This window comes from Streptomyces sp. sk2.1 (genome assembly GCF_008120935.1).
Taxonomy (GTDB): Bacteria; Actinomycetota; Actinomycetes; order Streptomycetales; family Streptomycetaceae; genus Streptomyces.
Genome location: NZ_RDBO01000067.1, coordinates 24,682 through 38,811, shown reverse-complemented (window position 1 = coordinate 38,811; position 14,130 = coordinate 24,682). Strand labels below are relative to the sequence as shown.

Below are 14,130 nucleotides of genomic sequence, written 5' to 3'. Positions count from 1 at the left end.
CCGATGACAGCCGGACGTGGGGGCGGGCCAGGTCGCGCGGCCTCCTCGTCAGGGCTTCAAGGTCATCTGGTAGCGGGTTTCAGGCTCACCCTGGAGTGGAACCCAACCTCCCCACCGTGGCTCGTCGAGCCCGAGCGACTGACCCAAGCCCCGACAAGTGTCATCCCGACAACCCACTTGCCTAGTGAATCGGTGGCACTTCGACCTGAAGGTCGGTGGGGGCCGTGACGTCCCGCTGGACGTCCGCACACAACGGGTCGAGGCTACGGTGGAACGGCTGGTCAAAGCCGGCGCATTGCCGGGCCGGGCAGGTGGGCGACCTTGCAGCCCGCGTCGCGGGCTGCGGCCAGCGGGAGGGCGCCGATCGAGGCGGGCCGGTCCACGATCACCAGGACGGTGCCGAACTTCGCGGTCAGCTTGTCGAACGCGGCCCGCAGCCCCGGCTCGCTGTTGGGCAGTTGCTTGTCGAGGACCTTCTTCCCGGCCGGGGTGAGTCCGTGGCCGTGATGAGCACTCTTGCCGACGTCCAGGCCGAGGAACACGCCCACGCCTTCGGTATCGAACATCGCGTCTCTCCAGGCGAGTTGAACGTGCCGGCCTCGGCAGTGGTGTCGTACGCGCGCATCCACGTCATGCAGACCTGCCGTCCGCGAGCCGTCCGGCATTGCGCCGGACCGGGCGCAGCGGCCGGACCTCTCGTCAACGTCTCCGACGGCACCTCCCGGGCCCGGTGACACCACTCCCCAGGCCATCTGTTCGACAGGGGGACACAGCCATGCCGGGCCCGGAGGCCGGCGGCCCTCTTGCAGGACCGTGAAGAACACAACGGGGAAGGAGAAACACATCGCGGGACGTGGACGTGGCCGTTGGTAAAGGAACCGTGGTGGCGTTGAGCGGCCGGATCGTCTTCGGGGACGAAGCTGTCAGGCGATGACGCCACCGCACGAACGGAGTTGACCCCAGGGACCCACGCCGGCGGTCCCGGCATGCGGCCGGAGTCTGGCCTTGTACCGATGGCCGGGCCGACCTGCCGCAGGCCGGGCGGACGGCCCCGGGGGCACCGACCGCTCCGTGAGTACCGGGGCCGCAAGGGTGAACCGACGGGCATTGGCATGCAGGATCTGCGCGATCGGCCGGGCAAGCAAACATCCAGCCCTGGTGGCCTGATCGTGCCGGTCCGGAACAACCTGGGGGATGCATATTTGCGCACGAAACGCCCTTCATGATTAGGGAGTCTTGTGAGTCGATCAACGCGGCTGATACGTTAAATCACATGATCAAGCCAGCGGGGTTATTTAGGGATCAGGGATTTAGGAACCTATTCGTTGCAACAGCGGCCAGCGCCGCAAGCGTGAGCATTGCAAGAATTGCTATTCCCCTGGTCGCCGTTATAGCACTGGATGTTGGCGAATTCGAGGTGGGTCTTGTTTCCACCTTTTTGACCCTTCCTTTTCTCTTGATCGGCCTTCCGGCCGGCGTATGGGTGGACAGACTGAGGCGCCGCAATATACTGGCGTTCTGTCAGCTGGCTCGTTCTGTCATCCTGATCTCCATCCCTTTGTTCTGGTGGATGGACGTCCTTTCGATTTGGCAGCTCTACGTCACAGTTCTTCTCTTCGGTTCCTGCAATGTCTTCTTTGATGTTGCTTATCAGAGCTACCTGCCGAGCCTCATAGGGCGGGACAGAGTTCTGGAAGGGAACGCGAAGCTCGTCGGCGTTCAACAGGTGTTCGCCGTGGGCGGCCCATCCCTCGGCGGTCAGGTGGTGGCGCTGCTTACCGCTCCGGTCTCTTTCGTGGTGACCAGCGTGGGTCTCGCCGTGGCTTCGATCTCCATCTTCCGGATTCGCACTCCGGAGAAGGCGCCCGTCCGCAGGCCGGAGTCCCGCATGTTCAAGGAGGTCGAGTCCGGACTACGTCTGGTGTGGGGAAACACCCGGCTTCTCGCCATCGCGGGCTCGACAGCCTGGCTGAACCTGACGTCGTATGCCGTCTATACGGTGACCATGCTCTTCCTGGCGAGGACGCTGGACCTTTCGCCTGCTTTGATCGGCCTTTTCCTGAGCGTGTCCGGCGTGGGTGGGCTACTCGCTTCCTTTGTCTCCAGGAGAATATCCGAGAAGTTTGGGCCCGGCCCAGCCATGTGGCTGATACTGCTGATCGGGTCCCCTTTCGCGCTTGTCCTTGCGTTCGTTGATTCCGGCTGGTCCCTCTGGATCGCTGCGTGCGCGAACGGCTTCACCGCATTCATGACAGTCGTTTACAACGTCACTCAGGTCAGTTGTGTACAGGCTCTGGCGCCCGATGAATATCTCGGGCGTGTCAATGCGACGATGCGTTTCCTGACCTGGAGTGCGATGCCGGCCGGTTCCATGCTGGGCGGCGCGGTGGCAGGGTGGCTCGGGTCGCGCGAGGCACTCCTCGTATGTGCGGCCGCCGGGTGTGCCGCTTTCCTTCCGATTCTCTTGTCACCACTGCGCGGAATGCGTAAGTTCCCCTCGTTGTCCGACGAGGACGACGCGGCTCCCGAGGGCGCCGGCACCAGGGGTTGAAGTGCCAGGTGCGTCACCCGGCATATTGCCCGGTGCGTGATCCTGACAAGTTCCACTTCCGAATTTTCTGACTCCATCGTCAGTGAAACCTACCCGTTGTGCGGCCGACGCTCCTCTGCGGAGGAGTTTCGGTGAAATCCGTGCGCGCCAACGGGTAAGGAGCTGATCCATGCGCAGAAAGGGTTCCCTGAGAATGGTTGTGGGCAGTGACGACCTCGCCGGATCTACTGTGTTCCCGCTGGACTCTCGACTCATCGGCAGTGTCGGCGAGTTCGCAAGGAAGATTGGCGTGGCTCCGGAGGTGGTGGTCGAGAAGGCCGGGCACCTCCTCATGGCGCGATACGGCGGCCGGGTCGACGGGGAGTCGACCCTTCCGGACGCCGACACCCCCGTCGGTGAGTGGCTGCTGGAGCCGACGACGTATGGCACGGCCGGGAGCGGTGGCGTCACGTGCCCCGCGGCGTCCTTGGCTGCCGACGGCTGCTCCGTTCGCCTCGCGGCCGCATCTCACGAGCTCCCCGATGGGCTCGCAGACAGGGCGGCAGGCCACTTCAGGACCTTGCTCGCTGCCTTCGTCTCGGACCCCACGGCACCCGTCGGCACCCTGGACCTGCTGACCGAAGCCGAACGACGGCAGATCCTGGTCGATTGGAACGACACCGAAACGCCTCACCCGGCTGACGCGTCGGCGCATCGGATGATCTCTCAGCAGGCGGCGCGCTTCCCGCAGGCGACAGCCGTGATCGCTGGTGGGCGGACCCTCTCGTACGCGGAACTGAACGCCCGGGCGAACCGGCTGGCCCGGCACCTCCGGAACATTGGTGTGCGCCCCGGCAGCCTGGTGGCGGTCTGTCTGCGCCCAGGCGTCGAACTCGTTCCGACACTGCTGGGAGTCCTGAAGTCCGGCGGCGCGTACGTCCCCCTGGACCCGGACCACCCGGCGGAGCGAATCGCGTTCCTGTTGGAAGACACGGGAGCGTCGGTCGTCGTCAGCCAGGAGGCCCTTCGCGACCGGCTGCCCTCAGCGGGGCCCGGCGTCGTGTGCGTGGACAGCGACGGGCCGGCCATCGCGAGGCTGCCCGCCGACGACGTGCCTCCCTCCGCGGGTCCTGACGATCTCGCGTACGTCATCTACACCTCCGGATCGACGGGAACGCCCAAGGGCGTCCAGGTCAGTCACCGCAACTTCGCGGACTTCCTGATGAGCGCCGACGCCGCGTTCCCGCGGACCGGACGCGGCCACGGATCGGTCTTGCTGTCGTCCATCGCCTTCGATCTGCCGATCCCCTCGCTCTTCCTGCCACTGGTCCAGGGGGAGTCAGTGGTCATCATGGAGGAGTCGGGTCCGGCCGGCGTCGGCATGCTCGCCGCGGCCTTCGCCCGGGGCGAGCACTTCAGCACCGTCAAGCTCACCCCCTCCCACCTCGAACTGCTCCTGGAGGCGCTGGAGGGGAGCGACGCCCTCCTCGACGTGGGCACCCTGGTCGTGGCGGGCGAGCCGTTCACCGCGGACCTCGCGAGGTCGGCCGCCGCCGGCTGCGCCTCGTACACCGTCGTCCTCAACGAATACGGGCCCACCGAGACGACCGTGGGCGCCACCCTCTACGAGGTGGCCCCGGGCATGCCCGCGCGGAGCGGCACGCTCCCCATCGGCCGGCCGATGGCGAACACTCAGCTGTACGTGATGGACGGGCACGGACGCCCCGCCCCCGTCGGCGTCCCCGGCGAGCTGTGGGTCGGCGGGGCGGGCGTCGCCCGCGGCTATCTCAACCGTCCCGAACTCACCGCCGAACGCTTCGTGCCCCATCCGTTCTCCGACGACCCGGACGCCCGCGTCTACCGCACCGGCGACCTCGTCCGATGGCTCCCGGACGGGAACATCGACTTCCTCGGGCGGATGGACCACCAGCTGAAGATCCGCGGATTCCGGGTCGAGCTCGGCGAGATCGACGCCGCCGTCCTGGCGCACCCGGAGGTGACCCAGGCGGTCACCGTGATGCGTGAGGACCAGCCGGGCGACAAGCGTCTGGTCTCCTACATCGTCCGCGACGGGCCGGCCGCGGTCTCCCGGCGAGGGCGTGACGGCGGCGGGGCCGAGCTCCGCGGGACCCTGCGCAGGCACGTCGCCGAGCGGCTCCCCGAGCACATGGTGCCCAACGCGTTCGTGGTCCTGGAGCGGCTGCCGCTGTCCGCCAACGGCAAGGTGGACCGGCAGGCCCTCCCCAAGCCCAGCGGCCTGCGCGCAGAGTTCGACGGGCGGTACGTGGCGCCGCGTACCCCCACGGAGGAACGGCTCGCCCGGATCTGGGCCGACGCCCTGGCCGTGGACCGGGTGGGCATCCACGACGACTTCTTCGACCTCGGCGGGCACTCGCTGCTGGTGATGCGCGTGGTCAACCGCATCACGAGCGACCTGCGCCTCGACCTCACCGTCGGAGACCTGTTCGCCCGCCCCTCCGTCGCCGCGCTGGCCGAGCGCGCGGAGGGACTCCCGGACGCCGCGGCCACCGCCCTGGAGCCGCGCGACCGGGGAGAGGGGGACGCTCCCCTCTCGTTCGGACAGCAGCGCCTGTGGTTCCTGCACCGGCTCACGCCCGACAGCGGACAGCTCCTGACCCACCGGGTCGTGCGGCTGCGCGGTGCCGTGGACGCCCCCGCACTCGACGCCGCCTTCACCGCGCTGCTTGAACGCCATGAGGTGCTGCGCACCCGGATCGTGCGGGGCGACGACGGCGAACCGCGTCAACAGGTCTTACCGAACGTCGAGTTCAGCGTCGAGCGGCGGGATGCGGCCGGAGCCGACGAGGCGCTCCGGCTGGCGCGCGAGGAGGCCGGCAGGCCGCTGGACCCCGAGGACGGCCCGCTGCTGCGCGCGGTCCTGGTACGCGAGACGGACGATGCGCACCTTCTGCTGGTGGTTCTGCACCACATCGTCTCCGACGACTGGTCGGCCTCCGTCCTGGCCAAGGAGGTCGGGGAGCTCTACGCGGCGACCGTCGAGGGCCGCGCTCCCGCGCTGCCCGAGCTCTCCGTCCAGTACGCGGACTTCGCCGTCTGGGAGCGCGACAGGATCCGAGGTCCGCTCCTGCATCGCCAACTGGACTACTGGCGCGACCGGTTGGCGGGGCTCGACCCCCTGGAGCTGCCCACTGACCGCCAGCGGCCGCCGCGGCGCACAGGTGCCGGCGCGAGCGTGGAGTTCGCCGTCCCCGCCGAGGTGTCCGAAGGGCTGCGGCGCCTGGCACGCCGTACGGGCGTGACCCCCTTCATGGCGTTCCTCGCGGTGTTCCAGCTGCACCTCGCCAAGTACAGCGGGCAGGACGACGTGGCGGTCGGGGTGCCCACGGCGGGCCGCAACCGGGCCGAAACCGAAGACTTGATCGGCTTCTTCGTCAACACCCTCGTAATCCGCGTGGACTCGTCGGGCGACCCCACCTTCGAGGAGCTCCTCGGCCGGGTCAGGGAGGCGGCGCACGGCGCCTACGCCCACCAGGACGTCCCCTTCGAGCGGCTCGTGGAGGACCTCGCGCCCGACCGCGACCTGAGTCGCACCCCGCTCTTCCAGGCGATGCTCACGCCGCAGAACCTCTCCGACGAGGTGTGGGACCTCCCCGGCCTGCACAGCGAGGCGCTCCGCACGGGCATGGACGGCGCCCAGTTCGACCTCACCCTCGTCCTCCAGGAGTCCCCCGACGCCTTCCACGGGCAGCTCGGCTACAGCACCGACCTCTTCGAGCGGGCCACGGCCGAGCGGATGGCGGGGCACTTCCAGAACCTGCTGGCCAGGGCGGTCGACACCCCCGACGCCCGGCTGAGCGCGCTCGACATGCTCAGCGCCGCCGACCGGCACCGGCTCCTCGAGGAGTGGAACGACACCGGTCACCCGCTGCCCGCCGACAGCGTGCCCGCCCTCTTCGAGAAGCAGGCGGCCGCGACCCCGGACGCACCGGCCGTGCTCCACGAGGACACCGGGCTCAGTTACGGCGAACTCAACCGGCGCGCCAACAGGATCGCCCACCGCCTCATCGCCGCCGGCGCGGGACCGGGACAGGTGGTGGCGCTGGCCCTGCCCAAGTCCGTCGACCTGGTCGCGGCGCTCCTGGGCGTGGCCAAGACCGGCGCCGCCTACCTGCCGATCGACGTCCAGTACCCGGCCGACCGCATCGCGTACATGATCGAGGACGCCCGGCCCACCTGCGTTCTCACCCACACCACCGTCGAGAGCGCGCTGCCCGCGGAGCCGCACCGGCTCGCCCTGGACGACCCGGACTGCGCGGCACGGATCGACGCGTGCCCGGCCACCGATCCGCACGACGGCGAACGGCTCGGGCCCGTCACCCGGGACACGCCCTTCTACGTGATGTACACCTCGGGCTCCACCGGGCGCCCCAAGGGCGTGGTGATGCCGGGCACGGGCCTGGTGAACCTCACGTCCTGGCTGCGCGTGGCCACCCCCGGCGAACCGCACGGCAGGGTCGCCCAGTTCGCGACGATCAGCTTCGACATCGCCCCCTACGAGATCCTCAGCGCCCTCCTGTACGGCAAGTGCCTGGTCGTCGCGCCGGAGAACGTCCGCATCGACCCGGTCGGCCTGGTGCGCTGGCTGGAGCGGCACGGCATCCACGAGCTCAACGCCCCGAACCTCGTCCTGGAGGAGTTCTACAAGGCGGCCAACGCCACGGGCGCCGTCCTGCCGGAGCTGCGCGTCATCGCCCAGGGCGGCGACACGCACGTGCTCGGCGACTCCGCCCGTGCCTTCCACGCCCGCCACCCCTGGTGCACCCTGCACAACGGCTACGGGCCGACCGAGACGCACGGCGTCACCGACCACGCGCTGCCCACCGACGTCTCGCGGTGGCCCGGCGTCGCCCCCATCGGCCGGCCTGTCGGCAACACGCGCCTGTACGTCCTCGACGCGCACCGCAGGCTCGTGCCGCCGGGCGTGGCGGGCGAGTTGTACGCGGCCGGGGTCGGTCTCGCCCACGGCTATCTGCGCCGCCAGGAGCTGACCGACGAGCGCTTCGTGCCCGACCCCTACGGCGCGTCCGGCAGCCGCATGTACCGCACGGGCGACCTCGTGCGGTGGCTGCCCGACGGCACGCTGGACTTCCTCGGCCGCATCGACCAGCAGGTCAAGGTGCGCGGCATCCGCATCGAGCTCGGCGAGATCGAGTCGGCCCTCATGGAGCACGAGGACATGGCGTCCTGCGTGGTGCTCGCGTGGGAGAACGGGCCGGGTGACAAGCGCCTCGCCGCGTACTGCGTACCGAGGGACGGCCATGATATTGACATGTCCACGCTGCGAGCGTGGTGCGCACGGACCCTGCCCGAGTACATGGTGCCCAGCGCCTTCGTCCTCCTCGACCGGCTGCCCCTGACGGCGAACAAGAAGGTGGACCGCAAGGCGCTGCCCGCACCAGAGGTCGAGCGGCCGGAGCTCGCGCAGGGCTACACCGCCCCGCGCACCCCGGTCGAGGAGCAGGTGGCCCGCGTCTGGGCCGACGTGCTGGGCGTGGACCGGGTCGGCGTCCACGACAACTTCTTCCAACTCGGCGGCCATTCGCTTCTGGCGATGCGTGCCGTGAACGGCCTCGCGAACAAGATGCAGGTGGACGTGCCGGTACGTGATCTCTTCGCTCATCCGACGGTGGCGGGCCTCGCCGAGCACCTGGGCGGCCGGGCCGAGGACGCGGACCGCGTCCCCCTGCTCCCCAGGGCCGCCGACGCAGAACTGCCCCTGTCCTTCGGGCAGCAGCGCCTGTGGTTCCTCGACCAGCTGCAGGCCGGGTCGGCCGAGTATCTCCTGCCCGTCGTCGTCCGCCTGCGCGGCGCCGTCGACGACGCGGCCCTGGAGCGGGCCCTCGCGCGGCTCGTCGAGCGGCACGAGGCGCTTCGGACGCGGTTCGTCGCGGGCCGGGACGGCGATCCGCGGCAAGTCGTGGACGCACCCGCGGACTTCCCCCTGGCCCGGCTCGACGGCGGGCCCGACCCGCTGGACGTGGTACGGCGCGAGGCGTTCCGGCCCATGGACCTCCAGATGGGGCCGCCGATGCGGGCGGCCCTGGTGCGGGCCGCCGAGGACGAGCATCTGCTCCTGGTCGTGGTGCACCACATCGTGTCCGACGGCTGGTCGATGCGGCTCGTCGCGCAGGAGCTGCCGGAGCTGTACGCGGCCGAGCGCGCGGGGCGCCCCGCGGACCTCGCGGCACTGCCCGTGCAGTACGCGGACTTCGCGCTCTGGCAGCGTCAGTGGCTGCGCGAAGCCGCCGTCGACCGCCAACTGGACTACTGGCGAGATGCGTTGGCGGGCGTCGAGCCGCTGGAACTGCCGACGGACCAGCCGCGGCCCCCGGTGCGCTCGGGGCACGGGTCGAGCCTTGAGTTCGAGGTGCCCGGTGATGTGACGGAGGGGCTGCGGGAACTGGCACGGCGCGAGGACTGCACTCTGTTCATGGTGCTGCTCGGCCTCTTCCAGGCACTGCTGTCCACGTACTCGGGCCAGTCCGACGTGGCGGTGGGCGTGCCGATCGCCGGGCGGAACAGGACGGAGACCGAGGGCCTGGTCGGGTTCTTCGTCAACAACCTCGTCCTGCGGGCCGACCTCGGCGGCGATCCGACGGTCCGTGAGCTGCTGCGGCAGGTCAGGGGCCGCGCCCTGGACGCGTACGGCAATCAGGACGTCCCCTTCGAGCGCCTGGTCGAGGAGCTGGTTCCCGAGCGGGACCTCTCGCGCACCCCGCTGTTCCAGGTGATGCTCGCCCCGCAGGACAGCTCCGACGAGCACTGGCGGTTCCCGGGTCTGGACGCCGAGCGGCTGCCGCTCCGCGCGGCCACCTCCGCCCTGGATCTGATGATGTCGGTGCGGGAGGACGGCGACCGCATCGCGGCGCGCGTGGAGTACTCCACCGACCTCTTCGACCGTGCGACGATCGAGCGGATGACGGGGCACTTCGGAGTGCTCCTCGCGGCCGCGGTCGCGGGCCCCGACCGGCGTGTCGGCGAACTGGAGCTGCTGACCGGCGCCGAACGCGAGCGGCTCCTCGTCCAGTGGAACGACACGGCGACCCCGTTCCCCGCGGACCTCGGCGTCCCCGAGCTCTTCGAGGAGCTCGTGCGCGAGCGCCCGGACGCGGTGGCGCTGACCGCGGGCGAACAGTCCCTCACTTACGGTGAGTTGAACGTGGCGGCCAACCGGCTCGCCCGCCGTCTCACGGGGCTGGGAGTGGGCCCGGACACGCTCGTCGCGGTCTGCCTGGAACGTGGCCCCGACATGCTCGTCGGCCTGCTCGCCGTGCTCAAGGCCGGTGGCGCCTACGTTCCGCTGGACCCCGAATACCCCCTGGATCGGCTGACGTTCATGCTGGCGGACACCGCGGCCCCGGTCGTGGTCACCCAGGAGAGCCTGCGCGGACGGCTGCCCGACAGCGGTGCCGCGGTCGTCAGCGTGGACGGTGCCGCGGACGCGGCGGCCGTGGCGCGGGAGAGCGCGGCGGACCTGCCGTCCGAAGCGTCCGGCGACGACCTCGCGTACGTCATCTACACCTCGGGATCCACGGGCATGCCCAAGGGCGTCGGGGTGCCCCGCAGCGCTCTGACCAACCTGCTGCTCGGCCTGCGTGACACGCTGGACGTGACACCCGAGGACCGGCTGCTGTCCGTCACGACCATCATGTTCGACATCTCCAACCTGGAGCTGTACGTGCCCCTGGTCACCGGGGCCCGGGTCGTGCTCGCGAGCAGGGAACAGGCCCGCGACCCGCTGGCGCTCGCCACACTCCTGGCCGAGCAGCGCATCACGGTCATGCAGGCGACCCCGTCGGTCTGGCAGATGCTCGTCGACGAGCTGCCGGAGGAAGCGGCGCGACTGCACGTCCTGACCGGCGGTGAGGCGCTGCCCCTGGACCTCGCCGAGCGGCTGACGCGGCGCACCCGCCGGGTCACCAACCTCTACGGGCCGACGGAGACCACCATCTGGTCACTTGCCGCCGAGGTGGTGCCCGCAGCGCGCGCCGTTGCCATCGGCGGACCCATCGCCAACACGGAACTGTTCGTGATGGACCGGTTCGCCCGCCTGGCCCCGGTGGGTGTGCCGGGCGAGCTGTGGATCGGCGGGGCCGGCGTGGCCCGCGGCTATCTGAACCGCCCCGAGCTCACCGCCGAACGCTTCGTGCGGCACCCCTTCTCGACGGACCCGCAGGCCCGCGTCTACCGCACCGGCGACCTCGTGCGCCGGCTGGCCGACGGCACCGTCGAATACCTGGGGCGCATCGACCACCAGGTCAAGGTACGGGGCCACCGCATCGAACTCGGCGAGGTCGAGTCCGTGCTCGTGCGCCACGACGCCGTGGAATCCGCGGTGGTCGTCGTGCGCGAGGACACGCCCGGCGCGAAGCGGCTCGTCGCCTACTGCGTCACGGGCCGCGGCGCGGAACGGCCCGACGTGTCCGCTCTGCGTGCGTGGTGCGCGCGGAGCCTGCCCGAGTACATGGTGCCCAGTGCCTTCGTCCTCCTCGACCGGCTGCCCCTGACGGCGAACAAGAAGGTGGACCGCAAGGCCCTGCCCGCGCCCGAGGGCGAGCGCCCCGACCTGAGGGAGACGTACGTCGCCCCGCGCACGCCTGTGGAGCGGGTGGTGGCCCGCGTCTGGAGCGACGTGCTCGGCGTGGACCGGATCGGCGCCCACGACAACTTCTTCGAACTCGGGGGTGATTCCATCCTCAGCATCCAGGCCATCACCCGCGCCCGGAGGTTCGGCGTGGACATCACCCCACCAATGATGTTCCGTCACCCCACGGTCGCGGAACTGGCCGAGCACGCGGCACCCGGAAGCGAGACCGACGAGCCCCCGGTGACAGGGGCGGTGACGCCGACCGCGCACCAGAGGGTCCTCCTGGACGACACCGCGTATCACGGCGCTCCGGGCACCACCGCCCGGCTGATCGCCGCCCCGGAGCTCGACGTCGAAGCGCTGTGCCAGGCACTGACCGCGGTGATCGACCACCACGAAGCGCTGCGTCTGCGGCTCGAACGTGGCGGCGACGCACTGAAGTTGCACGTCGTCCCGGAAGCGGACGCGCTCCTGGACCACCACGACCTGACGGACCGGACGGAAGAGGCCGGACGCGCCGCGATGGAGGCCGTCTGTCACACCCTGAGGGCGGGTCTCGACCCGGCCGAGGGCCCGTTGCTGCGCGGCGCCGTGTTCGACATCGGCGAGCACCGGGCCCGGTACCTCTTCCTCGCCGCCCACCGGATCGCGGTCGACGAGGAGTCCTGGCCGATCCTGCTGACGGACCTGGACATCGCCCACCAGGCGCGCGTGGCGGGCAAGGACGTCGTACTTCCCCTGAAGAGCGCGCCGTTCACGGCCTGGGCGGCACGCGTCGCCGACGCGGCGACAGCGCCCTCCGCCACGGCCCGCGTGCGCACGCACGCCGAGTGGGCCCCGAGCGGAACGCCCGCGCACACGACCGACGAGGAGCGGCGGACCCGGCTCGCCGAAGTCGCCCTGGAGGCACTGGAGTCGGCGGTGCGCGACTGGCGAGAGGGACCCGCACGGGTCGAGCTCGCCATGAGCGCCCGTGAACGCCCCATCGACGGCATGGACCTCACCCGCACCGTCGGCTGCCTGCTGCACCCCGGGGGCGAACAGCCCGCCGTGACGCTGACCGTGGCTCAGCCGTCCGGCCCGCCGCCCGCCGGCCTGGGGGAAGAAGTGCGACTACCCCTGGAAGAAGGAGGGTTCGCCGCACCGTCCGGCGTGCGCGTCCACCCCGTGGATGTCACCGCCGTGCTCAACGACGGGTCGCTGTCCTTCGAGCTCGCCTACGCGACCGACACGTACACCGAGGGATCGATCGAAGCACTTGCCCAAAGCCTGCGGAGCCGCGTGACGGAACTGCTCGACGAGACCGCCGGCGCAGGCCGGAACACCGTCTCGGCCGACAGCTTCCCGCTCGCGGGACTCGATGAAGCGGGTCTGGCGTCAGTCCTTGAAAGGTTCTCAAAATGACCAACGTCGAAAACATCTACAAGCTGACGCCGCTTCAGTCCGGGATGTTGTTCCACGTCCTGTACGACGCGTCGGATGCGAACCCCTATGTCGCTCAGTCCATCGACGAGTTCACCGGCCCGCTGGACGTGACGCGGCTGCGCGAGGCGTGGCAGGCCGTGGTCGACCGGCACACGGCACTGCGCAGCGCGTTCGTGTGGGAGGGCCTGGACGAGCCGCTGCAGGTGGTGCAGCGCAGGGTCGAGCTGCCCTTCGAGGTCCTCGACTGGCGGTCCCTGCCGGCCGACGAACAGGAACGTCGGCTCGACGACGTGCTCGGCGAGGACCGAGGCCGCGGCTTCGACCTGGGCTCCGCGCCGCTGCTGCGCCTGACGGTGGTCCGCCTCGCCGACGAGCGCGCGACGGTCCTGTGGACCTTCCATCACCTGCTGCTCGACGGCTGGAGCACGCAGATGGTGCAGAAGGAGGTGTTCACCCTCTACCGCACCGCCACGGACGGCACCGCGGCCCGACTCCCCGACCCCGTCCCCTACGCCCGCTACATCGGCTGGCTCGGAGAGCAGTCCCGGGACCGCGCCGAGCAGTTCTGGCGCCGCTACCTGGGCGGATTCGCCGAGCCGACGGCACTCGGCATCGGCGGGGCGACCGGCGCGAACGGCTTCGGGGACGTCGACCTGGAGCTCGGCGCCGACCTGGCAGGCCGAATCGGCGACTTCGCCCGCGCCCACCGGGTGACCGTCAACACGGTGGTGCAGGGCGCCTGGGCGCTGCTCCTGTCCCGCTACGGCGGAGGCGACGAGGTCGTCTACGGATCCACCGTCTCCGGGCGCCCCGCGGGGCTCGAAGACGCGGAATCGATCGTCGGCCTGTTCATCAACACGCTGCCGGTGCGTGCCCGGGTGCGGTCGGATCTGCCGGTGGCGGAATGGCTGCGTGAACTCCAGGGCGAGCATGTGGAGTTGCGGCAGTTCGAATACACGTCGCTGGTCGACGCACAGGCATGGAGCGCGGTCCCCAAGGGCGAACAGCTCTTCCGGTCCATCCTCGTCTTCGAGAACTACCCGAAGATCCTCGGCGACTCGGATCTGCCGGGGAACCTCGCCGTGCACCACCAGAAAGGCATCGCCCGCACGGGCTACCCCCTCACCGCCGCCGTCGGCCACACCGACGAGCAGCTCCTCGCGGAATTCACGTACGACAAGAGTCTGTTCCGGCACGAGGAGATCGAGCGTCTCACCGGGCACTTCGCCGCGCTCCTGTCGTCCTTGGTGGCTGATCCGGCAGCGCTGGTGGGCGAGTTGGAGATGCTGGGTGCGGCGGAGTTGCGGGCGTTGTCGGAAGAGCGGGGCGGCGTCGGGGCGGGTGTCGCGGATGCGGCGACGTTGCACGGTCTGGTGGCGGAGCGGGCGCGGGAGTGTCCGGACGCCGTGGCGTTGACCGTGGGCGAGGAGTCGCTTTCGTACGGTGAGTTGGATGCCCGGTCGAACCGGCTCGCGCGTCACCTGGCGGCGCGCGGGGTCTCGGCCGGCTCGCTGGTCGGGGTGTGCCTGGAGCGTGGCCCGGATCT

3 protein-coding genes and 2 pseudogenes are annotated in these 14,130 nt (G+C 70.2%); 4 read left to right on the top strand and 1 reads right to left on the bottom strand.

All coding sequences use genetic code 11. The annotated features are described in order from the left end of the window. Window positions 1-181 precede the first annotated feature (181 nt). Window positions 182-307, top strand: a pseudogene (locus EAO76_RS46550) (VOC family protein); the annotation flags it as partial. Here EAO76_RS46550 and EAO76_RS23890 read toward each other — a convergent pair. After that, window positions 285-566, bottom strand: a pseudogene (locus EAO76_RS23890) (transposase); the annotation flags it as partial. The pseudogenes EAO76_RS46550 and EAO76_RS23890 overlap by 23 nt on opposite strands. Window positions 567-1,273: 707 nt before the next feature. On the opposite strand from EAO76_RS23890, the gene EAO76_RS23885 reads away from it, so the two are divergent. The 3 genes from EAO76_RS23885 to EAO76_RS23875 all read left to right on the top strand — a co-directional run. Further along, window positions 1,274-2,551: an MFS transporter gene (locus EAO76_RS23885; protein WP_187438769.1), complete on the top strand. Its 1,278-nt coding sequence runs from the start codon at window positions 1,274-1,276 to the stop codon at window positions 2,549-2,551. Between the two features lie 289 nt (window positions 2,552-2,840). Then, window positions 2,841-12,563 carry a non-ribosomal peptide synthetase gene (locus EAO76_RS23880; RefSeq protein ID WP_187438768.1) on the top strand — a complete coding sequence of 3,241 codons (9,723 nt, stop codon included), beginning with the start codon at window positions 2,841-2,843 and terminating at the stop codon, window positions 12,561-12,563. After that, window positions 12,560-14,130, top strand: a 1,571-nt coding sequence (locus EAO76_RS23875; protein ID WP_148838008.1) for a condensation domain-containing protein, incomplete at its 3' end; no start/stop codon positions are given. The genes EAO76_RS23880 and EAO76_RS23875, both read left to right, overlap by 4 nt.

Bases quoted from the DNA above. Each gene is read 5' to 3' on its own strand.
- EAO76_RS23885 (WP_187438769.1), top strand. From the start codon at position 1,274: ATGATCAAGCCAGCGGGGTTATTTAGGGATCAGGGATTTAGGAACCTA.